Source organism: Hymenobacter roseosalivarius DSM 11622, assembly GCF_900176135.1.
GTDB classification, from domain to species: Bacteria; Bacteroidota; Bacteroidia; order Cytophagales; family Hymenobacteraceae; genus Hymenobacter; species Hymenobacter roseosalivarius.
The window spans coordinates 52,901-76,987 of sequence record NZ_FWWW01000048.1 but is presented as its reverse complement, the minus strand read 5'-3'; the positions used below and the strand labels follow the sequence as shown (position 1 = coordinate 76,987).

Genomic DNA, 24,087 nt, shown 5'->3' with positions numbered 1-24,087 from the left:
CGAACGGCCCGATTAGCTGGGCGTGGGGGTAAAATACGTGTCAGCGGCCCGCAGCAGGTCGGCCCGTCGGTCGTGGTCGAGGTAAAACTGAAGCAGGCTGAGGGCAATGCCGGGGTTGTGCGCGGCCTCCTGGGCGGTCAGCGGCTCCCAGGAGGCCCAATCGCGGCAGCCGGTGGCCAGGCGCAGGCGCAGCAGCACCGGCAGCCGGTCCTCGTGGGGTTGCAGGGCCGCGCGCAGGGCCGGGGCCAGGCTGGGGTTGAAGGCCACAGCCAGCAGCAGCACTTGGTCGGCGTCGGGCACTTGGGCCAGGGACGTGGGCGGGCTAGGCTGGGGTCGCACGGAGTGAGCTTCGCGCAGCACCGGCCGGATGAGCACCGGCACGCAGCGGGCCACTTCCTGGGGGGCAAATTCCTGACGGCTCAGCAGCTTCTCCACCCCCACTTCGGGCAGCAGACGCAGCCAGGTTTCCACCACCTGCCGGGCATACTGACCGCCCGAAAACAGATAGTACGCGTCGGCGGCGGGCCGCTTTACCCCTGTGATGCCTAGCCAGGCCCCGTGCCAGCGGCGCACGGCCTCGGCTAGTCGTCCGGCTTCCAGGGCCGCCCGGATGGCGGCGGCCACGGGCAGCAGCACCGGCTCCAGCACCGCCCCAATACGCTCCGTCAGGGCCGGCAAAAACCGGCTGGCCTGCCCGTATATGGTGACGACGGGCGGCAAATTACCATCGTCGTCGGCCAGGTAGTCGTAGTCGAAGCGCAGGCGGCCTAGGGCGCGGCGCAGCTCGTCGCGCAAGTCGTCCGGGCGGGGCAGCGTGGTGTCAGCATCGAGCGGGTCGGGGGGCAAGGGCGGGCCGTAGAAATGGATCAGGAAAGCCTGCGCCAGACTGGGGTTCTGGCGCAGCTGCAACTCCAGAAACTTCAGCTTCTCGGGCTTGCCCACTTCGCGCAGGGCCGCTTCCAGCGCCGCCGCCGACACGGGCGGCGCGGCCTCGGCCAAAGCGGGCTTGGCCGGTAAAGGGGCTACGGTTTTTTGGCTGCCAGCAGAACCTTTTTTAGGTTTCAAAGCCGGGTTTCTCGCCTCGGCCTCCAGCCCGAATTCCTCCAATACGGTCAGCCCCAGAGCCACGCAGTGCTTGCAGATGCCGTCGTAGTCGTACGGGCAGTCGCAGAAGAAGTCGGGGCCATCCGGGGTCAGCGTCAGCTCCACGGTATAGTCGTCGGAGCCGCTTACGGTGGCGGAGAACAAGTTGTCGTCGGCCTGGTGCCGGACGCGGCCCACGGCTCCTTCTTCAAAATAGGCCCGGCCCCGGCTGAAGCTGGCGGCATTGGCTAGAACGCGCAGGTCGAACAGCGTGAACATAAGCAGCAACGTAGATAAAAAACAAAGTAACAGATTCTGCTTTAGCCTTTCCCAGCCCACGGCGCGCCACGCAGGAACTTGGGTTGGTCTCAGGTTCTTGTACCCACTCTCAGTTCGCGACCAAGCCAATTTTAAGGGTAGTGTTTTCCGATTTTCAGGATACCTTTGCCAGCTAATCAGCCCCGACCGAGCTTCGGGGGGCTTTTTGCTTTGTCGGCTAGCCCAACTGCATGGAACAGACCATCCCAGAAGTCATTCGCACCGTCCCGCTTCAGTATTACGTTTTCTTTGCCACGGCTCTATTTGCCATTGGCGTAACCGGAGTGCTCACGCGGCGCAATGCTATTATTATCTTCATGTGCATCGAGCTGATGCTCAACGCCGTGAACGTGCTGCTAACCGCTTTCTCCGCCTACCGCGCTGACCCGAACGGCCAGGTTTTCGTGTTTTTCATCATGGCCGTAGCGGCCGCTGAGGTGTCGGTCGGACTAGGTATTATCGTGATGATTTACCGTAATTTTCAGAATACCGACGTCAATCTGTTGAGTCGGTTGAAGTGGTAATGATAACCTCATCCCCTAGCCCCTTCTCCTCGGGGAGAAGGGGACTAGTTTTTAGCTTTTTTAGCTGCTAGTTATTCTACAAGATTACAGCTAGTCCCCCTTCTCCCCGAGGAGAAGGGGCTAGGGGATGAGGTCCCCACCAGCATATGCAAGAACTCGTTTTACCCAATTACGGCGCACCCTATTCCACGCTGCTGTACGTTCTTATTCCGCTGTTGCCCTTCCTGGGCTTCCTGATCAATGGCTTGCTGAACAAGCGCCTGTCGGCCACTGTGGCGGGCTTGATTGGTAGCGCCACGGTGCTGGGCTCTTTCCTGATTTCGATCTACCTGTTCACCACCTTCGAGCGGCAGTACACCGTGCAGCTCTTCGACTGGATTACGGTAGGCTCCATGCGCATTCCCTTCCAGTACCAGATCGACCAGCTCAGCCTGATTATGCTACTGCTGGTGACGGGCGTGGGCTTCCTGATTCACGTGTACAGCATCGGATACATGGCCCACGATGAAAACGTGGGTAAGTTCTTCAGCTTCCTGAACCTGTTCATTTTCAGCATGCTGGTGCTGGTGCTGGGGGCCAATTTTGTGATTCTCTTTATCGGCTGGGAAGGCGTGGGGCTCTGCTCCTACCTGCTTATCGGCTTCTGGAACAAAAACCACGACTACAACAACGCCGCCAAGAAAGCTTTCATTATGAACCGCATCGGTGACTTAGGCTTCCTGCTCGGCATCTTCCTCATCTACCTCACCTTCGACTCAATACAGTACGCCGAGGTATTTCAGAAGGCCGCGCTCAGCCAGTTTGGCCCCTACACCGTCAGCATTCTAACGGCTATTACATTGCTGCTTTTTGTGGGTGCTATGGGCAAATCGGCCCAGCTGCCGCTCTACACCTGGCTCCCCGACGCCATGGCCGGCCCCACGCCCGTATCGGCCCTGATCCACGCCGCTACCATGGTGACGGCGGGCATTTATATGGTGCTGCGGGCCAATGTGCTCTTCACCTTGGCTCCGGCTACGCTCGAAGTAGTGGGTATCATTGGTTTAGCTACGGCGCTGTTCGCGGCTACTATTGGCTTGGCGCAGAACGACATCAAGAAGGTGCTGGCCTATTCCACGGTTTCCCAGCTCGGCTACATGTTCCTGGCCCTGGGCGTAATGGGCTACACCTCCTCCCTATTCCACGTCCTGACCCACGCTTTCTTCAAGGCGCTGATGTTCCTCGGGGCTGGCTCCGTGATTCACGCCATGAGCAACGAGCAGGACATTCGCCGTATGGGCGGCCTGCGCAAAGCCTTGCCCATCACCTTCCTGACTTTCTTCATCGGCTGCTTGGCTATTTCCGGCATTCCGCCGTTTTCAGGCTTCTTCTCCAAAGATGAAATCCTGGCGCACACCTACGAGCACAGTAAGCTCATGTGGGCCGTGGGCCTGTTCACCGCCTTCCTGACGGCTTTCTATATGTTCCGTTTGCTATTCCTCACGTTCTTCGGCGAGTTTCGGGGTACGGAGGAGCAGAAGCACCACCTGCACGAGTCGCCGGCCTCCATGACGCTCCCGCTGATTATTCTGGCCATTCTGGCGGCTGTGGGAGGCTTTATGGGCGCACCCATGTTCCTGGGGGGCAAACATTACCTGGCCGATTTCCTGGCTCCCATTTTCACGTACTCCCGCCAAATCAATCCAGGCGCTTTTACTGGCGAAATCGACCACAGCACCGAACTCATGCTCATCGGCGCCTCCGTTGCCGCTGGCGTGCTAGGTATCATCTTCGCCTACGTGCAGTACATTTCCCGCGGCGTACGCCCAGTTTCAGACGAAGCGCAACGCTCGGCTCCCGAGAGCCTGGTGTACCATAAATACTACATCGATGAGCTATATAACGCCCTCTTCGTGCGTCCTATCATGGGCTTATCGCGCGGGCTGTACCGCTTCGTGGAGCAAGGCATCATTGATCCCATCGTGAACGGCCTAGGTCGCCTGACTCTCGGTGGGGGGTACTTATTACGCTACGTACAGACCGGCACAATTGGCGTGTATCTGATTCTAATGGTGGTGGGTATCGTGCTGATTCTCGCGCTGAACTTTGGTAAGTTTTAACATCTATAAACGATAAAGAATATTATGAAGCTCTTTTTATCCCTTTTATTAGGATTCTTTTTTATTAATTCCCCATTAAAAGCCCAATCTTTTGCTGTAGATAATTATCTAACAACTATGCCTAGTAATAAGGAATGGGGATGGTTTTTGGATGAATCTTCGACCAGAAAAAAATATGTACAAAACACTGGTTATCAGTTCTCTTCAGAAAAGGACGACGAGTCGTTTGGGAACGTGAAGTTCCTGAATATGCACGATTATGGTGGAATATCCTTTGACTTCCTAGAAGGAACGCTCATTAGGGTAACTTTTGCTTTTCCAGCCGACAAATTTGATTTAGAAAGTTGGACTAAAAAACTTAAAAAAGTTAAGGCAGATACTTGGTCTGACTATGAAAACAATGCAATCATTACTGTCAAATACAGCGGAAATTTTATTTTATATACAGCTGAATGTGACATGGATGCAGTGAAAGCAAAGACTAAAAAATAAGACAGTTATACATCTAGAAATTAAGTCAAACCCAACTCTCTTCCCAGATTGGATGCTCACAGCTCTTCTCCTTTTCTTCCCCCTTGCCGCCGCGCTGCTGCTGCACTTTGTTAAAGGCAAAGCCGGGCGTGTATTCGCCTTCGGGGCGGCGCTGCTGGAGTTTCTGGTCGCGGTGTACGCGGCGATTACCTTCAATGCCAGCAACACTGGCCAGTTGGAAGTGAACCTGCCCTGGATTGCCTCGGCGGGCATCAGCTTCCACATCGGCATGGATGGGCTGAGCTTGCTGCTCGTGCTGCTCACCACCTTCCTGGTGCCGCTGATTCTGCTGGCTTCCTTCCGCCACGACTACAAGAATGAGTCGGCTTTCTACGCGCTGGTACTGTTCATGCAAACCGGCCTGATTGGGGTATTTACCTCCATGGATGCGTTCCTGTTCTACTTCTTCTGGGAAGTGGCGCTTATTCCGATCTACTTTCTGGCTGGCATTTGGGGCGGGGAGCGGCGCGTGGCTGTCACCTTTAAGTTTTTCCTGTACACCATCATCGGCTCGCTGTTTATGCTGGCCGGCTTCGTGTACCTCTACTACCAAACCGGCCCCGCCGCCAATGGCCTGGCCGCCCACACTTCTGATCTTCAGGCGTTCTATAATCTGAGCCTAACTGCCGCGGAGCAGTCATGGCTGTTCTGGCTGATTTTCATTGCCTTCGCGGTGAAGATGCCCATCTTCCCCTTCCACACCTGGCAGCCTGATACATATACTGAAGCCCCGGCTCCGGCTACCATGCTGCTGTCGGGTATTATGCTCAAAATGGGTATCTACGGCTGTTTGCGCTGGCTCCTGCCCATCACGCCACTAGGCGTTAGTCAGTGGGGTTGGCTGATCATGATTCTGGCCGTTATCGGCATTATTTACGGCGCTATCATCGCCATCCGCCAGCGTGATATGAAGCGGCTGATTGCTTATTCCTCCCTCTCCCACGTCGGGTTGATGGCGGCGGGCGTGTTCTCGCTGACGCAAATGGGGTTGCAGGGCGCCGTCGTTCAGATGCTGGCCCACGGCGTAAACGTGGTGGGCATGTTCTTCATTGCTGACATTATTCAGCGCCGCACCAATACCCGCCTCATCCCCGAGCTGGGTGGCCTGACCCAAACCACGCCCTTGCTCTCCGTGAGCTTTCTGGTGGTGCTGCTCGCCACGGTGGCTTTGCCCCTCACTAGTGGATTTGTGGGTGAGTTTCTGCTGCTGGCGGGCGTGTTTCAGTACAACAACTGGCTGGGCGCGGTGGCTGGCATCACCATCATTCTGGGGGCTGTTTATCTGCTGCGCATGTTCCAACGCGTGATGCTCGGTCCGGCTACTGCCTTCACCGCCGCTTTCCGCGACCTGAACGGCGCCGAGCTGGCCGTATTGGTGCCCCTGATCGTTATGATCTTCTGGATTGGCTTGTTTCCAAATACCTTCCTGCAAATGTCGGAGCCCAGCGTGATTCGGATTCTGAGCTTGATGCAGCGGTAAACAGGCGGTTATGCTCCATGTGTCGTTCGCACCGCTGTAACGACCTCATTCAACGACTCACCGAAGGGCAGCACAGCTAAACTTTGGGGTTACATCCTGCCAATGGCCTCTATTATATTACTTTCCGTTCTGGGCATCGCCAATCTGTTCTTAGGCTTTCTGCGCTCGAACCGCATGCTGCTGCCCGCAGCTATGGTTATTCTGTTAATCGTCTTCGGAGCCAACGTGTACGATTGGAACGCGCCTGCCCAGTCGTATTTCAACAAGATGCTCACCATCGACCGGTTCTCGGTGGCCTTCACGGGCATTGTGGTTCTGACTACGCTGCTGTTGCTGCCCTTCTCGCAGAAGTACGTGCGCGACAACGAGGCCAATCTCGCTGAGTACTACTCCCTGCTGCTGTTCTCGCTCGTGGGGGCCATTATGATGGTCAGCTACGACAACATGCTCATGCTGTTCGTAGGCATCGAAATCCTGAGTATTTCCATGTACGTGGTAGCCGGCTCCGATAAGCGCAACGTGCGTTCCAACGAAGCCGCCCTCAAGTATTTTCTCATGGGCTCGTTTGCTACCGGCATTCTGCTCTTCGGTATTGCCTTGGTATACGGCGCTACGGGCGCTTTCCAACTCAGCGAAATCGGTACGGCAGTTACGAATCCTGCCAACGACTCGCTGCGCCCCATGCTCTACATCGGCATTCTGCTGATGCTCATTGGTATCGGTTTCAAAGTATCGGCCGCGCCCTTCCACTATTGGACACCCGACGTATACGAAGGTACGCCCACGTTCTTCGCGGCCTTCATGAGCACCGTAGTGAAAACGGCTGGCTTCGCGGCCTTTCTCAAGCTGCTGGTGCAGGCTTTCCCCGCCGCTCAGGACTTCTGGATTCCTACAATCGTTGCTATGTGTGCCCTCACGCTGCTGATTGGCAATGTAGGAGCCGTTGCCCAGCAGAGCGTAAAGCGCATGCTGGCTTACTCCAGCATTTCGCACGCGGGCTATCTGCTTATTGGCTTAGTGGCGTTTAATGGGCAGCTCAGCGGCTTGTCGGCCAACGGAATTTTCTTTTACTCATTAGCTTATTCCATTGCCACAGTGGCCGCCTTCGGCGTGCTCAAGCTCGTGCACGACCAGCGCCAGCGCGAGGATTACGACGGTCTGAACGGCCTGGCCCGCACCAATCCGCTGCTGGCTTTTGTCATGACTATTGCCATGCTTTCCCTCGCGGGCATTCCGCTCACGGGGGGCTTTTTTGGCAAATTTTTCCTTTTCGGCGCGGCCGTGGACAAAGGCTACATTGGCTTGGTGGTCTTCGCGGTCGTCATGTCGATGGTGGGCATCTACTACTACCTGCGGCCCATCATTGCGATGTACATGAAGCCGGCCGACGATGATGTTGCCACTCCCATTGCCGTAGGCAGCTTTCAATCGGCGGTGCTATTCGTGCTGGCGTTGCTGACCGTAGCACTGGGTGTGTTGCCCGGCTTAGTAAGCGGCATTCTGTAAGAAGAACGTAACAATTAAAAAATTGGCTGTCATGCTTCGACAAGCTCAGCATGACAGCCAGTTCAGCTATAGCTTCGTTAACTTCCAGGCGCATATAATAACCCTTATATTACTTTACCCCTAATAATTCCCGAAAATCCTTTTCAATATTCCGCATAACTATCGGAATTGATTTTCGCACTATTTCAGAGGCTAGCTGAGCCTTACCGAAGTCAGGACGAAAATTGTCGCTTCCTATTAGATATTCCGACGCGCTATACTTCTGCATACTATCAAAGTAGCTATTGCGCAACGCATCGAGTTGGCCGCACGATTCCAGAGAAAAGAATATTTTATTTTCTGTGTAATATTTCAGGAACGCATCATACGCCTGGCTGGCCATTTTAATACGCTCGTCTTCTTCCTGATCGGCATCGGCGCGGATAAATTTCAGGGTGGCTGTCATTTCCTTTAGCGCCGCATTCAGGCTCACTATTTTTTGGTAGAGATTTTCCAGCACGAGCATGCGCTTTTCGTGGAGCCGCGAGTCCTTGGTATTAGCTAGCTGTAACTCCGCTCGAAACTGCTCCAAACTCCGCTCGAGCTGGGCTTTGAATTCAATCGACTTGCTTTCTAGTTCCTTCTCATAGGCTCGGAACCGCATCTTCAGAAAGTGTTCGCCCAGCGCCTTCGCTACCCAGGAGGCGGCTCCAATTAGCAGCGCATATACGCTGACATTTGCCAAGACATCACTCCAGTTGATCATCATTCCTGCAATTCCATCTTATCCAGATAATACGCTTTCACTACCCCTAGCGAGCAAACCAAGCCGGCCGACTCTGATAACCTCTGGGGGGCTTTTTAGTGCCCGATTCTCCACAAAAAAAGCCCCCTTAGTGTATAAGGAGGCTTTCAGAGGATCCTGAAAACTTGTCTCTACTTACGCGTCACGCGCAGACTGATGCGCCGGTTGAGGGCCCGGCCGTCTTCCGTGTCGTTGCTGGCAATCGGTATTTTCTGTCCGTAGCCTTTGGTAGTAACGCGGGTGGCATCAACCCCCAGATCTACCAGGACGGCCATCGCGGCATTGGCCCTGTCCTCGCTCATCTTCATGTTGCTGACGAAACTGCCGCTATTATCGGTATAGCCGCCAATACGCACTTTAGCGCGTGGAAAGTTCTTTAGAATAGCCGCCACATTTCGGAGCTGTTGCTGCGACTCGGGGGTAAGCACGGCGCTGGAAGGCGCGAAATAAATCCGGTCGAAGCTGATCCAGCCTTTCGTTCTGTTCACCGAATCTACCTGAGCAGCGTCATTAGCCAGAAACTGATACAACCGGTTTTCCGTCGAGTTGGCCCCCACCATTTGCCGCGGGCCATCGCGCAGCTTGATAAGCGTGGGCAGGCCCGTATCGTAGATGTAGTTGCCAGTAGCCTCGTCGTAGCGTCCCTGGGTAGTACCGGCTGGCCCGGTCGCCACCACGGTAGTCTGAGCCGCAGCCTCCGATTCAGAGTTACCAGGCAAGTTGTTTAAGCTTGCATCTATCCGGTCCTGGCCTAAAAAGTAGCCGAGCGCGGCGGCAATTGCTACCAGCAATATCCCTAAGCCCAGCCAGCTGGAAGACCAGATAGAAGTTTTGACCGGCACTTCTTCCGGGTGGTAGTAGTCGCCGACGGCTGAGGTACGACGATTTTGCAGCCCAACCTTATCGGGGTTATAACCCAGTCCGTTCACGCGCGGCGTATCAAAGCTCATCGGACTTGGGCGGGGAATGGACTGTGTCTGATTCTGGGCTTGTGGCTGAGGCTGGGGGGCAAAAGGCCGGGCCATGTCGGGCTGAATAGCGCCCACCATACGGCGTTGCTCCTGTAGCCACTGGCTCAACCCACTGGAATCCAGTCCGGCTTCGGCAGCCTGCTGCCCCAAGACAGCCAGAGTAATAGGAGTAGCCAATCCCAGCAGATTGCTCACGGTAGCTTTCTGACTACCCGCACCATCTGCTATGGTTTCCACCGCGAATGTGTATCGGTCGCTCAGCAGCGACTTCATCAGCTCAGCGCCCCGACTCTGCCAGCCACCGCCCCCGATTATTCGGCCGGCGGAGGGACTTAGCACGCCCTGGTCGTGGGCTTCGCGCGCCATGCTCCAGAGCACTTCCGCCCCACCCACTTGCTCGGCTAGGTTGGTCAGACTATTTATTACCAAAGAAATGACCCTCGATAGGGTTCGTTCGATGCCTGCTTCACTTTCTCCTACCGCGGCTACTCCGGTTTGCTGAATAGCCTCAGTGGAGAAGTGGTTTTTTACGGTCTCCAGTAAGTTATAAGTCATAGCAGGCAAGAAGTTGAAGAGAGAATAATAGTACTAATTTTTATGGAAAAAATTTTATATTTTGATTGATAAACTACTCATATTCAATAGTGTATAGGTGGTTTATAATTTCTGGCAGATGCACCCGCAACTGATTTTCACCCCCTCGCATCTACGGCTTTTCTGCCCTGCGCGCCTACACCTCCGGCCGAATCCTTTCAGGAGCGGCAACAAAGCCCGCTTCTATATTCGTCGCATCACGGTGCTTGCCTCATCAGCGTACACCACTGCATCATCATGAAATGGCTCGTCGCCGCGAAACTTCTGGAGCAGGCGGGCCGTGGTGATAATGTCTTTCTGGCAATACTTCACGATACGCGGTAAGTCCTTCTCGTTGTAGTACACCCGCGCCACATCCGCCCCACTAATGTCGTCTTTGGGCGTCGGGATGCCGAACATGGCCGCCAGTAGCGGCAGGGAGGTAAAGGATTTTCGGTCGCCGAATTTCCACAGCTCCATCGTGTCGAAGTGCGCTACTTCCCACGGTTTTTTGCCGGCGATATCCAGCTGCGGCGGCAGCGGCAGGCCGTTGATGAGCAGGCGGCGCCCCAGGTAAGGAAAGTCGAACTCTTTGCCATTGTGGGCACAAAGCAAGTACTGCGGCTTGCGGGCCAGCAACGCGGAAAACTCGCGCAGCATCAGCTTCTCATCTTCATGGGCGAAAGACTTCACGCGGAAGCGCCAGGTTTCTTCCTGCTTATTGAAGTTGAAGCAGCCCACCGAAATGCATACCACCCGGCCAAACTCAGCGTAAATACCCGCCTGAGCGAATAAGCTGGCGGCCTCCAGGTGCGAGGGCATAGCTTCCACTTCCTCGGGGCCGGTGCGCCAACCTTTGTCGCGGCGCAATGCGTGGCACTTGTGTTCCCAGAGCAGGCGCAGCATGTCATTCAGCTCGTCGTGGCAGCCCACGCACGGCACCGTTTCAATGTCGAGGACAAAGATTTGGTCGAGCGGAGTTTTGCGCAGAATCTGCATGGGATAGGTGTGGCTAGCGGGCGATAGAGCCGAAGATAGGGTTTTTGGGCGCTGGGGGGCAAATTTTATCTTTTCACGCTCTATTTCATCTAAGCTAGAGTTGAGGAGAATTCACTGGCTATTTTACGTAGTTCAACTAGGTTCATATCAAGGTCTCCAGTATTAAAACTTATCAATTCAATACCACTGACGCGGTTAGATATAACCAGGCTATATGAAACGCTACGGTAGGTAGTGAATTGCCGAATTTGTAGGCTTATCCTATGCCAACTCAGCAATCCTGTCTTTTTAGTCCAAATACCTGCATAACTAATTTTTATTTGTGGCCCTTGGTTTTTGGCTCGTTTTATTGCGCCCCATAAAATGAAAGTGCCAATTGCTATCCAGATGATCAGCCACCAAACATTACCCATCCACCATTTACTGGAAATGCCAAATACTATAATGAAAAACAGCCCAATTACAACATCAACTACTATTCTCCCCTGTGAGTACCCTATTTCGTATTTATAACTAATCTGTTTGGGCTTCTTGGGGGGCTTTTTCATTGATTACTTCCCCACTACCGCCGTAGCAATACTCAGCTCCTTTAATTGCCCCCCGGAAATCGGCGAAGGCGAGTCGATCATCACATCGCGGCCGGAGTTGTTTTTGGGGAAGGCGATGAAGTCGCGGATGGAGTCGGCGCCGCCGAAGAGGCTGCAGAGGCGGTCGAAGCCGAAGGCAATGCCACCGTGGGGCGGCGCGCCGTACTCGAAGGCATCGAGCAGGAAGCCGAACTGGGCCTGCGCTTCCTCATCCGAGAAGCCGAGCAGTGAAAACATGCGCGCCTGCACCGTGCGGTCGTGAATACGGATGGATCCTCCTCCCACTTCCACGCCGTTAATTACCATGTCATAGGCATTGGCGCGTACCTGACCGATAGTTTGCGGGTTGTCGAGCAGGGCAATATCCTCGGGCTTGGGCGAGGTGAAGGGGTGGTGCATGGCGAAGTAGCGGTTTTCCTCCTCGTTGAACTCAAGCAATGGAAAATCAACGACCCACAGCGGGGAGAATGTGTCCTTATTCCGCAGGCCCATGCGCTGCCCAATTTCCAGACGCAGCTCCGAAAGCGCTTTGCGCGTACGGTTGGCTTCGCCGGCCAGAATGAGCAGTAAATCGCCGGGAGCCGCGTTGAATGCCGCTTTCCACTGCTGCAATACTTCCTGCGCGTAGAACTTATCAACCGACGATTTGACGCTGCCATCCGCTTCTACGCGGGCGTAGATGAGGCCGGTAGCGCCAATCTGCGGACGCTTCACAAACTCGGTCAGTTCGTCGAGCTGCTTGCGCGTGTACACGGCGCTGTTGATGGCGTTGATACCCACAACCAGTTCCGCGCTTTCGAACACCGGAAAGCTATAGCCCGACACGATATCCTGCGTTTGATCGGCCGTGGGGGGCGTTTTTTCGGCGTTTTTCAGCTCCACAAACTTCATTTCGAAGCGCGTGTCGGGCTTGTCGTTGCCGTAGAAGCGCATGGCATCGGCGTAGGTCATGCGCGGCAGCATCCCGATTTCCAGGCCTTTTACTTCTTTGAAGAGGTACTGCACCAGGCCCTCGAAGGTGCGCAAAATGTCTTCCTGCTCCACGAAGGACATTTCGCAGTCAATCTGGGTGAACTCGGGCTGGCGGTCGGCGCGCAGGTCCTCGTCGCGGAAGCACTTCACGATCTGGAAGTAGCGGTCGAAGCCCGACACCATCAGCAGCTGCTTGAACGTCTGGGGCGACTGGGGCAGGGCGTAAAACTCGCCGGGATTCATGCGCGAAGGCACCACAAAGTCGCGGGCACCTTCCGGGGTGCTTTTTATGAGTACGGGCGTTTCTACCTCGATAAACTCCTGCCCATCGAGGAAGCGACGCGTTGCCTGGGCCACGCGGTGGCGCAGCTCCAGATTGCGACGCACGGGCGAGCGGCGCAAATCCAGGTAGCGGTACTTCATGCGCAGGTCGTCGCCGCCGTCGGTGTCGTCTTCGATGAGGAAGGGGGGCAGTTTGGCGGGGTTCAGCACATCCAGCTTCTCCACCCGAATCTCGATGTTGCCGGTGGGCATCTTATCGTTTTTGGAATGGCGCTCGGCTACTTTGCCCGTCACGCAGAGCACAAATTCACGGCCCAGCTGGCGGGCCTGCTCACGGACCTCGGCCGTTTCAACGCCTTCTTCCAGAGCCAGTTGAGTGAGGCCATAACGGTCGCGCAGGTCAATCCAGAGGATGCCGCCTTTGTCGCGGGTACGCTGCACCCAGCCGCAAAGAGTAACAGATTGGCCAGCGTGTTCGAGGCGAAGTTCGCCGCAGGTATGGGTACGGAGCATGTGCTTGAATAGTCGGTAAGAGGTGATCGGGACTTCGAGAGCGAAGGTAGGAAGATATGGCTGGCTCCGAAATTCAGGGAGGGCCGCTGCTTTATTTTTTCGGGGCTGTAATACCTGCCCCAGAGCGGCGATGTATGGCTTATTCCTCCCAAAAGATTATGCGTCGACAAGGCAACTATTATAGTCTATGCTCTATCTTTCAGGTGGTTCTTTCCGCCTTTTCCACACTATAGATTCATTTCTTATTTAACTACCTCTCCGCACATGGCCCTCGTCATCGAAAACCTGTCGAAAACCTATTCCAACGGCGTGCAGGCCCTGCGCGACGTGAACCTGACTATCCCGACCGGCATGTTTGGCCTGCTAGGTCCCAATGGCGCAGGCAAGTCAAGCCTGATGCGCACCATCGCCACCTTGCAGGAGGCCAACAGCGGTAGCATCCGCCTGGATGAGCTGGATGTGCTGCGCGAAAAAGATGGCGTACGCCGCATTCTGGGCTATTTGCCCCAGGAATTTGGGGTGTACCCCAAAGTCACGGCCGAAGATTTATTGGACCACTTCGCCGTGCTCAAGGGCCTTGCCGACAGCAAGGAGCGCAAGGCCACGGTGGCCGCCCTGCTGCACAAGACCAACCTCTACGAAGTCCGCAAAAAAAATCTGGGGGGCTATTCCGGCGGGATGAAGCAGCGCTTTGGTATCGCGCAGGCCCTGCTCGGCAACCCGCGCTTGATTATCGTGGACGAGCCCACCGCCGGCCTCGACCCGGCCGAGCGCAACCGCTTTCACAACCTGCTGAGCGAGATTGGCGAGAACATCATTGTCATTCTGAGCACCCACATCGTGAGTGATGTGAGCGACTTGTGCCGCAACATGGCCATCATCAATAAAGGCCAAGTACTCCTGACCGGCGACCCGCTGGTAGTCATGAATGAGTTGCAAGGTCAGGTATGGCGCCGCGCTATTGCCAAGGAGCAGCTGCCAGCTTTGCAGCAGGAGCAGCAGGTGATTTCCTCGCGCCTGTATGCAGGCCAGACCATTGTGCACGTGGTCAGCGACGGGTCGCCGGGGGTGGAGTATGAGTCCGTAACGCCTTCTTTGGAGGATGTGTATTTCGCCCGCATTGCGGAGGCAGAACGGGGCATGGCGGTAGTAGCTTAGTTAAGGATCTCCCCCCTAGCCCCCTCTCCTCGGGGAGAGGGGGGACTAGCTGTTAGTTCTTCTAGCAACCTAGCATTAACTAGAAGACTAGTTTTTAGAGCTAGTTTCCCCTCTCCCCGAGGAGAGGGGGATAGGGGGTGAGGTCAATCGTTGCTCCATTTATAAGAATTTAACATCCTCTCCCATGTTTCTCCAGATATTCAAATTTGAGCTGTGGTACCGGCTGCGGCGGCCGGCTACCTATATATATTTCGGCATTCTGCTGCTGCTGGCTTTGCTGCTGATGCTCACCTCGGGGGGCTTTTTTAAGGGCCTATCGGTGAGTGTGGGCAGTAAGGTGTTTGTGAACTCGCCGTTTTCCCTGAATGGCTACACCACTGTTCTGACTCTCATCCCGGGCGTGCTGCTGATTTCGGCTATGTTTGGGCCGGCCATATTGCGCGACTTTGAAACCCGTATGCACCCGCTGCTCTTTACTACGCCCATCTCGCGGCTGGGGTATCTGGGGGGGCGCTTCACCGGCACGCTCGTTATTACGATGCTGGTGCTCAGCGGTATTGCGGTAGGCTTATTTATTGGAACGCTGATACCGGGCATGCCGGCTGAGCGAATCGGGCCGCAGCGGCTAATGGGCTACTTAAATCCCTACCTCACGCTGGTACTGCCGAACGTAGTGCTGATGGGGGCCATTTTCTTTGCCTTAGGCACGCTCACGCGCAAGGCGTTGGCTACGTATGTGGGCAGTATCGTGTTTCTGGTGCTGTATTTTGTCGCTCAAGGCCAGCTCTCCGATCTCGATAACCAGACCATTGGCAGCCTGCTCGACCCGATGGGCAGCGGCGCCTCCCGCCAACTCACCAAATACTGGACGACGGCCGAGAAAAACACCCAACTCGTACCGCTCACCGGCTTGCTGCTCGGCAACCGCCTGGTGTGGCTGGGGGTGGGCTTGGCACTGCTGGGCTTCTGCTTCTGGCGTTTCCGCTTCACTCAAAGTGCCGCCGAAGGACCTGTGCGGCGACGCGCTGAGCGGCCCGGCCTGGATGTAGTGCCCACCACGGCCAGCGTAGTGCTGCCGCGCGTGCACCAGCAGTTCGGCACCAGCCAATACCTGCGGCAGTGGGCGCGCCTGACCAAGCTGGAGTTTCTGGACATCATCCGTAGCCCCTATTTTATTGCTATCGTGGTAGCGGGTCTGGCCTTTTTGCTGGTTGCCGCCCTGCAGATCGGTAAGATCTTCGACACCCGAACCTTTCCCGTCACGGCTCAGGTGGCCATCATTTTGTCGGGGTCGTTTAGCCTGTTCTCGCTGGCAATTATCACCTTCTACGCTGGCGAGCTGGTGTGGCGGGAACGGGACGCTCACCTCAATCAGATTTATGACGCCCTGCCCCTGCCTAACTGGGTGCCTTTGGCTTCCAAGCTGGCGGCCCTACTGCTGGTGCCCGTGGTGCTGCAAGTAATAGTGTTGGTTTGCGGCTTGCTGACGCAGATATTTTCCGGCTACTACCAATTTGAGCTAGGGCTGTACATCAAATACCTGTTCGGGCTGCGGCTACTTGATTATTGGCTGTTGGTAGTGTTGGCAATAGCAGTGCATGTGCTTGTAAATCACAAGTATCTGGGCCACTTCGTGATGCTGCTTTACTACATGTTCACGCTTTTCGCGAGCCAAATCGGACTAGAGCACAACCTGGCGATTTATGGCTCCGACCCCGGCGTGCAGTACTCGGCCCTGAATAAATTTGGCCACTTTATCGGGCCGTTTTTGTGGTTTAAGCTGTACTGGGCAGGTTTGGCTCTGGTGTTGGCCGTGGGGGCCAATTTGCTCTGGGTGCGCGGCACCGAAACCAGCGCAAACGTGCGACAAAAGCTGGCAGCCAGTCGCTTTACCGGCCCGGCCCGGCTGGCGATGGGCGCCGGCCTGCTCACGTTTCTGGTCGTGGGGGGCTTTATTTACTACAATACCAACGTGCTCAACCGCTACCAGGGCTCCAAAACCCAGGAGAAGCAGACCGTAGAGTTTGAGAGAAAATACAGCCGCCTGGGCCGCCGCCCGCAGCCGCGCATCACGGCTGTGGAAGTGCAGGCCGACCTGTTTCCGAGCCGTCAGGAAGTGCGGCTGCGGGGCCAGTACTGGCTACGCAACAAAACGGGCCAACCAATCGATTCGGTGCAGCTAAACCTACCTCAGGAGGCCCGTATTCGCCTGCTCACCCTCGGCGCAGCCGGCGCAGCGCCAGCCCGCACGGTACTCAGCGATTCGCTGCTGGGCTTCTATGTGCAGCGCTTACCGCAGCCCCTAGCTCCGGGCGACTCCCTGCCACTGCGCTTCGATTTGTATTACGCCGCGCCGGGTTTTGAGAACGTGACTAACCGCACCAGCGTGGTCTACAACGGCACTTTTATCAATAGTCAGCTCCTACCCAACATTGGCTATAACCCGAATGCCGAAATCAGCGATGAGGAAACGCGCAAGGACTATAATTTGCCCCCCAAGCCCCGTATGGCGTCGCTCACTGATACCGCCGCCCGCCGCAATACCTACATTAGCCACGACTCGGACTGGGTGCGCTTTGCGGCCACCGTCAGCACCGAGCCCGACCAGCTGGCGCTGGCGCCCGGCTACTTGAAGAAGGAATGGGCCGAGAATGGCCGCCGCTATTTCCGCTACGAAATGGACGCGCCTATTCTCAATTTCTACTCCTTCCAATCGGCCCGCTATGCGGTGCGCAAGGCTAAATGGAACGACATCGATATTGCCATTTATTACCAGCCCGGCCACGAGTACAACCTCGACCGCATGGTGCGCGGCGTGCAGGATGGCCTGACCTACTTCACCAAAAACTTTGGCCCTTACCAGCATCGGCAGGTGCGCATCGTGGAGTTTCCGGGCTACCAGACGTTTGCCCAGAGTTTCCCCAACACCATTCCGTACTCCGAGAACATCGGCTTTATCGCCAAAATCGACTCCGCCGACCCCGAGGACGTAGATTACCCCTACTACGTGACGGCCCACGAGGTGGCGCACCAATGGTGGGCGCACCAGGTAATTGGGGCCAACGTGCAGGGCTCCACGATGATGTCGGAAACCCTTTCTCAGTACGCGGCCCTGATGGTGATGAAGCAGCTCTACGGCGAGGCCCGCATGCGCAAGTTCCTGAAGCACGAGATGGACCGCTACCTCACCGGCCGCGCCACGGAGCAAAGCAAGGAGCAGCCGCTCTATAAGGTAGAGAATCAGCAGTATATCCATTATCGCAAAGGCTCGGTGGCGATGTATGCCTTGCAGGATTACGTTGGGGAAGACAAGGTAAACCAGGCGCTGGCGGCCTATATCAAAGAGGTAAAGTTTCAGCAACCGCCCTACACTACCTCGCCGGATTTGCTGCGCCACCTGCGCCAGGTTACGCCCGACTCCCTTCAATATCTTGTTACTGATATGTTTGAGCGGATTACGCTGTATGAAAACCGGGTTGATTCGGTTTCTTACAAGAAGCTGCCGGGGGGCAAATACCGCGTCACGCTCAACCTGAACAGCAAGAAGTTCTACGCCGACAGCCTAGGCAATGAGCGCCCTGCGCCCATGAACGACTGGATAGATATTGCGGTGCTCATCGAACGCAAAGTAAATGGTAAGTGGCGCGACGAGCCGCTGTACCGGCGCAAAACCCGTTTGAAAGCAGGCAATAATAAGCTCGAAATTATCGTGGCCGAAAAGCCGGTAAAGGCTGGTATTGACCCATTTAATGAATTAATTGACCGCGACCCAGACGACAACGTCAAAAACTTACCGCGTAGCTAGCTGGGGGGCTTTTCGGGTTTGGCCCGGATTGTGCAAAGGGCCGGAGCAGAACCTTGTTTTCCGGCCTTTTGTCTATTCTTCCTATGAAATATACTGCACTTCTCGCTGCGGCCTTGCTTACCGCAGCATCTGCCCAGGCTCAAACTTCCACTAAAGGCAAGACCAAAACCGAGGTCAACGGCACCAGCGTCAAGTCCAAGACCAGCGCCGAACCCGTCATCCTCGACGGCCCGATCAAGCGCGTGGAGACTCTCTCCGGCATCGATGTGTATCCTGATGCCAACACGAATACCATTTTCCTGAGCTTCACCCAGCAGTTCACCAAGCCCGGCACGCTGGTGATGACCAACTACAAAAATGCCCCCGTATATACCGCCTCCCTCGACCCTGCGAACAACACCGGCCAGCCCGTGGACCTGGGCCGCATCCCAGCTGGCACATACTTGGTAGAGGCCAAAACCGGCAATTATGTGTACTGGAAAAAGGTACGCATCAAGTATCCATCGGCACCAGTGACCAGCAAAAAAAAGAAGCGACGCTAAATCCGCCTATTTAGTTAGCTTTTTTTACCTCCGTAGTCGTTTCGGCTTCGGAGGTTTTTTATTTGTAGCCGCTTTGTTGAAAACGAAATCTGCCAATGCACTTAATGTAGAGACTGATATTCATGTCTGGTCGTTGAACGACTGGTACCGCACCACTTTACTAAATAACGTCAGCAACGACTAGAGGCGAATACGCGTCTCTACCGCCATGAGCGTCGTTCTTTGATAACATCCCGTTCGATTTTTCTTTTCTTCTTTCTATGAAAATGCCTTTGCGCTTGCTTCGATTTGCTCCCTACGCGTTGCTGCTTTTATTCTTGGTCGCATTTGCCGCGCCAAAGCCCAAGCTCAAGAAAACGTCGATTACCAAAAGTCTCACCGTTGGCATTCCCGAAGGCTTCACGGCCCTGCCCGACGATGGAATAGCCGCCAAATACCCCGCTCCGCGCAAGCCCCTGGCCGTATTTACCAACCCCAGCGGCCGCGTCGATTTCAGCGTAGCTCAGAAGCCCAGCACCTTCACCAGCAAGGATTACGGCATTCTGCTCAAGATTTATAAAGCCAGCATTCAGAATGCTTACACCAAAGTGGATTTCCTGGCCGAAGACATCCGCACTATCAATAAGCGTGATTTTGTGGTACTGGAGTTCGTCTCGTCGGTGGCGGATACGCGCCGGGGGGGCAATCTGGCGCCAATTCGTCGCTACCAGCTGGTGCAGTACGCCATTGAGGGCGACCAACTTATCGTCTTCACCTTCAACTGTCCCGCCGAGGAGCAGGTTCAATGGCAGCCTACTGCTCAGGCCATGATGAAGAGTATTGCGTTGAAGTAGAGACAAAGGCGGTCATGCTTCGCTCCGCTCTGCGTGACCGCCTTGAATAAAATTATCAATGAACCTATGACTCTTTCTCTTTACAGCGACGAAAGCTACATGCGAGAGGCGCTGAAACAGGCACGCTACGCCCTAGCCGAAGACGAGATTCCGATTGGGGCGGTGGTGGTGCTGGAGCGGCAGATTATTGCGCGGGCCTACAACCAAACGGAGAAGCTAAACGACGTAACCGCTCATGCCGAAATGCTGGCCCTGACGGCAGCGGCTAATTTCTTAGGCAATAAATACCTTACCGACTGCACTTTGTACGTCACCGTGGAGCCCTGCGTGATGTGCGCGGGCGCCAGTGCCTGGGCCCAGATGCGGCGGGTGGTGTATGGCGCACCCGAGGAAAAACATGGATTTCGGCGGCACGGCAACCTGCTGCATCGGCGCACAGAATTGGTTACGGGAATCATGGCAGCGGAAAGTGCCGGGCTGATGCAGGAGTTTTTTGCCCGCAAGCGGAAATAATTACTTTTGAGGGCCGCTGGGGGGCAAATTCTAACCCTTCGGCGGCTTTGTCAGTTAAAGAAGTACAGTAGCTGCCCGAACGCCGGGCAGCCTTACGCGTTTTCTTTCACCTCCAAACCTTTCTTTCCCATGGCCTTCGAACTGCCCCAACTGCCCTACGCCTACGACGCCCTCGAACCCCATTTCGACGCGCAAACGATGGAAATTCACCATACCAAGCACCACCAGGCCTACGTCACCAACCTGAACAACGCCGTGCAGGGCACGGAGATGGAAAGCCAGTCCATCGAAGACATTTTGCAAAACATTGCCGCCGCTCCGGCCCCGGTTCGCAACAATGGTGGTGGTCACTGGAACCACTCGTTGTTCTGGCAAATCCTGACACCGAATGGCGGCGGTGAGCCTACGGGCGCTATCGGAGAGGCCATCACGCAGTCGTTTGGCAGCTACGAGAAGTTCAAGGAAGAATTCACCAAAGCCGCTACCACGCGCTTCGGCTCGGGCTGGGCTTGGCTGTGCAAGCAGTCTGATGGCTCGCTGCAAATCTGCTCCACGCCCAACCAGGATAACCCGCTCATGCCCGACGCCGGCTGCAAAGGCACGCCCGTACTCGGCCTCGACGTGTGGGAGCATTCTTACTACCTCAAATACCAGAACAAGCGCCCCGACTATATCGCTGCCTTTTACAACCTCATCAATTGGGACGAAGTAAACAAGCGTCTCCAAGCCGCTTAAGCTTCTGTTTTTTTATAAAAAAGTCCCCCTGCGTAGTTGCAGGGGGACTTTTTGTTTACTGGCAGGTTGTAGAGACGCAAAATATTGCGTCTCGTCGTTGAACGACAGGCACCGCGTCATTCAGAACTAACAACCGCAGCAACCGCAGGTCAGCGAAGCTAACGACGAGACTCCAACTATTGCGTCTCTACTGCAAAGTCACGACGGCGCCGAAGTATAGGAAGCGGCGCTGGAAATACTCCGGGTTAGCCTGGGTGTAATCGGCGGAATACGAGTAGCTGCTCACGTTGCGGGTGTTCAGCACGTTGCTCAGCACCGCGTAGAGCACGAGCGTATTTTGATTCTGGCGGCTGCGAATGAATTTACTGGCTGTCAGGTCGGTACGGAAGTAGTTGGGCAAGCGGCCGGTGCCAGCCTCGATAGTGTACTGGGGGGCAAAAAACCCGGATTCGGGGTCAAGTTGGGCACCCAAGACGGGCGTGTAGGGCGCACCCGAGCGGTACTGGGTAAAGCTGCCGATTTCGCCGCCTTTAAAGCCAAACTTCAGGTTGTTCTTCACAATAAACGGCAGGTTATACTGCCGCTGATTTAGGGCCAGCGCCGCGACCTCCGGGTTAGTCGTTTGCAGGCGTGACCGGATGCTGGCCAGGGAAATATCGGCGCTTAGCTTCTTGAAAAACGTGCGCTGGGCGTATACTTCCACCCCGTACACGCGGCTGTCGAGCAAGGAGCTTTCGTTTTTGGCGTACACCGCCGCCGACAGGTTCAGCTCGTCGGAGGTGTAGGCATAGTCGAGGGCCACCTGGCGGGTGCAGTAGCGCAGAAAGGGGTAATACGCGGCATCAGGCGAGGAAAAAGACGTGTACTGCCCGCCCGAGAGGTTCAGAAATTGGCGCGGACTCAGGTCGTAGCGCAGGTTGAGCTGCCCGCTGAGGTAAGCGGACTGCTGGCGGGGCGGCACGGTGGTGCGCAGGCCCACGCCTACCACCCAGCGCTGGTGCTTCCACTTGGTATACTGGTAGGCCTCCCAGAGCGTGCGCTGCTGCCGAATGGTAGCGGCGTAGGCCGGGGCCGTTTCGCTCATGGCGTAGGGCAAAGCCGGAAATTGCCCCCCAACGCGAATGGTGCGCTCGTCGTAGCTCAGGCCCACGCGGGTAGAAAGGGCATCGGACCAGTAGCGGCGGTAGTTGAGGCTGCCGTAGTAGTCGGCGTTGCGGCGGGCGGCGCGGTAGTTGCCCACGCCGTCGGTGGCGCGGCTGCGGCCGGCGCCCAGGCTCAGGCTGAGGTCGGCGCCGGCCCAGGCTTTTTCGTAGCTGGCTATGCCAAAACCGCGGTTTTTGCGGTAGCGGTAAGTGTCATTCAGGGAGGGGCTTTGAAACTGATAGGCGTACTGCTCGCTGATCCCGTAGGCAAACAGCTTCAGCGTGCCGTATTGCCCCAGGCTGGTCGAAAAATGCCCCCCAAAGTCCCGGTTGCCGAATTTTGAAAGCTTTCGGAACGACTCCGGATTTACGGCTTTGATGAACTCACCCGTCTGGTAGTTGCCGTACACTTTCAGCATGCCCTTCTCCCCCACCGGCGCGCCCGCCATCACCCCCGAATTGGCCAGCCCCAACGAGCCCTGCAAAAAGCGCGGCCGTGGCTTATCGTCGGTGGTGAGACTGATGAGGCCCGCGCCGGCATTGCCGTACTCCAGGGGCGGATTGGAGGGAAACACCAGCACCGACTTCACCAGATCCACATTGAAGATGCTGAACGTGCCGATGCCGCTGAGCTGGGCAAATTTTACGGCATCATAAATCGGCACATTATTCAGGTAAATACCCGTTTGGGCCGGGTCGGAGCCGCGCAGACTGATGCTGGCCGACTCATCCGTGTTGGAGGCGGCGGGCAGGGTGCGCACGGCCAGCAGCGGGTCGGCGGCGGCGGCCGGGTTGGTTACTATTTTCAGATAATCCAGCTCGCGCACAATAAACTCCTCCGCAATAGGCCGCTTGGCCGTCACCTCCACCTGCCCCAGCTGCTGATTGGCCTGGGGCCGCAGCCGCACCAGTATCTCCGCCTGATTTTGCCCCCCAGCCCCTAGAAACTGCCGATACGGCGCGTAGCCGATATACGTCACGATCAGCGTATCGCCCTGAGCCAGCACCGTGGGCAGCTCGAAGCGGCCGTCGAGGTCGGTGGCTGTGGCGGTAGTGGGCAGGCTGCTTAGGCGCACCGTGGCCCCGAGCAGCTTTTCCCCGGTGTTGCGGTCGGTGACGGTGCCGCGCAATACGAGGCGGTTTTGCGCCGCCGCCGGGCTACTGAAAGCGCACAGCAAGGCTAGAGCCAGCACCATAAGACGGGCCTGAGAAGCGAAAAGACGTGACATGGGAAGGGAGGTTAAGCGTTGGGAGTACCGCGAAGCGGTGCTTCGCTCGTTGAACGATGACGCTGGGGGGCTTTTTAGCCGGCTCTAATGCGAGGCGAAGCGCCGCTTCGCGTTACAGCTTGGCTACCAGGCTTTTCAGCTGCCCGTGGTTCGGATACTTAGCGAGTCCTTCGGTGGCGTACTGTTTGGCTAGCTCCGTTTGGCCGGCTTTTTTGTAGGTCTGGGCCAGGTAGCTGTAGGCGTCGGCCTTACCCCAGTCGGGAGCATAGGGGTTGGGGTCAGTTTTTTCGGGCAGGGCAATAGCTTTTTTGAAGTGGTCAGCCGCTACTTTGCCGCCGCCGTATTGGGAGGGTGTGTAAAAGTCGTTGATGCCGCGGGCGTAGTGAGCGCGCAGGTTGTTGGGGGCCAGAGCCAGCGCCTTTTCGGTGTTTTCCTTCACGGCATTCGCCTTAAAAGGAATGGTCAGGAAGCTGGCGAACTCCAGGTTCAGACCTTGCAGCAGGGAAAGCAGCGCATAGTGCTCGGCGGTTTTGGTGGACACCTCTTCCAGCAGGGCAATGCCGATTTGCAGGGCTTTCTCAGCGGTTTTCTTATCCTGAGTGGCCCGGAAGTACAGGTGGTATTGAGCAAACGCGCCCCAGTAGCTCAGGTAGGCATTGGGGCTTTTGGCCCGCAGCTCATCCAGGGCCGCCGCCACTTGTCGGAGCGAGTCGGCGGGGGTACGCCAGGTTATTTTCTGTTGAATGTTAGTCAGCACGGAAGCCGCCGACTGATTTTGCCCCCCAGCCTGCGCCAACAGCTGGCCAGGCATTACCAACAACACAAACGCGAGCAGAAGCAGGTACTTTTTCATAGTTGTAGAGAAAAAATAGTGGACAAAAAAAGACAAGGCACGGCCCGACCAGCCC

The 24,087-nt window shown here is 56.1% G+C and carries 19 protein-coding genes; 11 read left to right on the top strand and 8 right to left on the bottom strand.

What is annotated here, in order from left to right; translation table 11 throughout:
* Positions 1–12: 12 nt before the first annotated feature.
* Positions 13–1,362, bottom strand: a complete 1,350-nt coding sequence (locus tag B9A24_RS05215; RefSeq protein WP_084444121.1) for an SWIM zinc finger family protein — start codon at positions 1,360–1,362, stop codon at positions 13–15.
* 230 nt (positions 1,363–1,592) lie between these two features.
* Between B9A24_RS05215 and nuoK the strand changes: the two genes are divergently transcribed.
* The 5 genes from nuoK (at position 1,593) to B9A24_RS05190 (ending at position 7,541) form a co-directional block, all read left to right on the top strand.
* Complete coding sequence (gene nuoK, locus B9A24_RS05210) at positions 1,593–1,925, top strand: NADH-quinone oxidoreductase subunit NuoK (RefSeq protein WP_084444120.1); 333 nt, start codon at positions 1,593–1,595, stop codon at positions 1,923–1,925.
* Between the two features lie 146 nt (positions 1,926–2,071).
* Positions 2,072–4,024 carry an NADH-quinone oxidoreductase subunit L gene (nuoL, locus tag B9A24_RS05205; protein ID WP_084444119.1) on the top strand — a complete coding sequence of 651 codons (1,953 nt, stop codon included), beginning with the start codon at positions 2,072–2,074 and terminating at the stop codon, positions 4,022–4,024.
* 24 nt (positions 4,025–4,048) lie between these two features.
* On the top strand, positions 4,049–4,516 hold the full coding sequence (locus tag B9A24_RS05200; protein WP_143434767.1) for a hypothetical protein: 468 nt from the start codon (positions 4,049–4,051) through the stop codon (positions 4,514–4,516).
* 52 nt (positions 4,517–4,568) lie between these two features.
* Complete coding sequence (locus B9A24_RS05195) at positions 4,569–6,035, top strand: complex I subunit 4 family protein (RefSeq protein WP_084444117.1); 1,467 nt, start codon at positions 4,569–4,571, stop codon at positions 6,033–6,035.
* A gap of 102 nt (positions 6,036–6,137) precedes the next feature.
* Positions 6,138–7,541 carry an NADH-quinone oxidoreductase subunit N gene (locus B9A24_RS05190; RefSeq protein ID WP_084444116.1) on the top strand — a complete coding sequence of 468 codons (1,404 nt, stop codon included), beginning with the start codon at positions 6,138–6,140 and terminating at the stop codon, positions 7,539–7,541.
* 109 nt (positions 7,542–7,650) lie between these two features.
* Here the strand turns inward: B9A24_RS05190 and B9A24_RS05185 are convergent, their stop codons facing one another.
* The 5 genes from B9A24_RS05185 to aspS form a co-directional block, all read right to left on the bottom strand.
* The gene (locus tag B9A24_RS05185) at positions 7,651–8,289 is read right to left on the bottom strand and encodes a hypothetical protein (RefSeq protein WP_084444115.1); all 639 of its coding nucleotides are present in this window, start codon (positions 8,287–8,289) and stop codon (positions 7,651–7,653) included.
* Between the two features lie 167 nt (positions 8,290–8,456).
* Positions 8,457–9,851 (bottom strand): OmpA family protein, encoded by a 1,395-nt coding sequence (locus B9A24_RS05180; RefSeq protein WP_084444114.1) that lies wholly within the window; start codon positions 9,849–9,851, stop codon positions 8,457–8,459.
* Between the two features lie 222 nt (positions 9,852–10,073).
* Complete coding sequence (locus B9A24_RS05175) at positions 10,074–10,868, bottom strand: 3'-5' exonuclease (RefSeq protein WP_200813868.1); 795 nt, start codon at positions 10,866–10,868, stop codon at positions 10,074–10,076.
* Between the two features lie 89 nt (positions 10,869–10,957).
* Positions 10,958–11,416 (bottom strand): hypothetical protein, encoded by a 459-nt coding sequence (locus B9A24_RS05170; RefSeq protein ID WP_084444113.1) that lies wholly within the window; start codon positions 11,414–11,416, stop codon positions 10,958–10,960.
* A gap of 3 nt (positions 11,417–11,419) precedes the next feature.
* Positions 11,420–13,222 (bottom strand): aspartate--tRNA ligase, encoded by a 1,803-nt coding sequence (aspS, locus tag B9A24_RS05165; RefSeq protein ID WP_084444112.1) that lies wholly within the window; start codon positions 13,220–13,222, stop codon positions 11,420–11,422.
* Positions 13,223–13,486: 264 nt separating this feature from the next.
* Here aspS and B9A24_RS05160 point away from each other — a divergent pair, with 264 nt between their 5' ends.
* The 6 genes from B9A24_RS05160 to B9A24_RS05135 all read left to right on the top strand — a co-directional run bounded on the left by B9A24_RS05160 (position 13,487) and on the right by B9A24_RS05135 (position 20,808).
* The gene (locus B9A24_RS05160) at positions 13,487–14,380 is read left to right on the top strand and encodes an ABC transporter ATP-binding protein (RefSeq protein WP_084444111.1); all 894 of its coding nucleotides are present in this window, start codon (positions 13,487–13,489) and stop codon (positions 14,378–14,380) included.
* Positions 14,381–14,564: 184 nt separating this feature from the next.
* Positions 14,565–18,185, top strand: a complete 3,621-nt coding sequence (locus tag B9A24_RS05155) for a M1 family aminopeptidase (protein WP_084444110.1) — start codon at positions 14,565–14,567, stop codon at positions 18,183–18,185.
* Between the two features lie 83 nt (positions 18,186–18,268).
* On the top strand, positions 18,269–18,727 hold the full coding sequence (locus B9A24_RS05150) for a hypothetical protein (protein ID WP_084444109.1): 459 nt from the start codon (positions 18,269–18,271) through the stop codon (positions 18,725–18,727).
* 260 nt (positions 18,728–18,987) lie between these two features.
* Entirely contained in the window at positions 18,988–19,560 is a 573-nt protein-coding gene (locus B9A24_RS05145) for a hypothetical protein (RefSeq protein WP_084444108.1), read from the top strand.
* Between the two features lie 66 nt (positions 19,561–19,626).
* Positions 19,627–20,073: a nucleoside deaminase gene (locus B9A24_RS05140; RefSeq protein WP_084444161.1), complete on the top strand. Its 447-nt coding sequence runs from the start codon at positions 19,627–19,629 to the stop codon at positions 20,071–20,073.
* A 129-nt stretch (positions 20,074–20,202) separates the two neighbouring features.
* Positions 20,203–20,808 carry a superoxide dismutase gene (locus B9A24_RS05135; RefSeq protein WP_084444107.1) on the top strand — a complete coding sequence of 202 codons (606 nt, stop codon included), beginning with the start codon at positions 20,203–20,205 and terminating at the stop codon, positions 20,806–20,808.
* 187 nt (positions 20,809–20,995) lie between these two features.
* On the opposite strand, the gene B9A24_RS05130 is transcribed toward B9A24_RS05135, so the two are convergent.
* Together B9A24_RS05130 and B9A24_RS05125 are read right to left on the bottom strand one after the other, a co-directional pair.
* Positions 20,996–23,179, bottom strand: coding sequence for a TonB-dependent receptor (locus B9A24_RS05130; RefSeq protein WP_084444106.1), 2,184 nt, complete (start codon positions 23,177–23,179; stop codon positions 20,996–20,998).
* Positions 23,180–23,291: 112 nt separating this feature from the next.
* Positions 23,292–24,032, bottom strand: a complete 741-nt coding sequence (locus B9A24_RS05125; RefSeq protein WP_084444105.1) for a hypothetical protein — start codon at positions 24,030–24,032, stop codon at positions 23,292–23,294.
* Positions 24,033–24,087 lie beyond the last annotated feature (55 nt).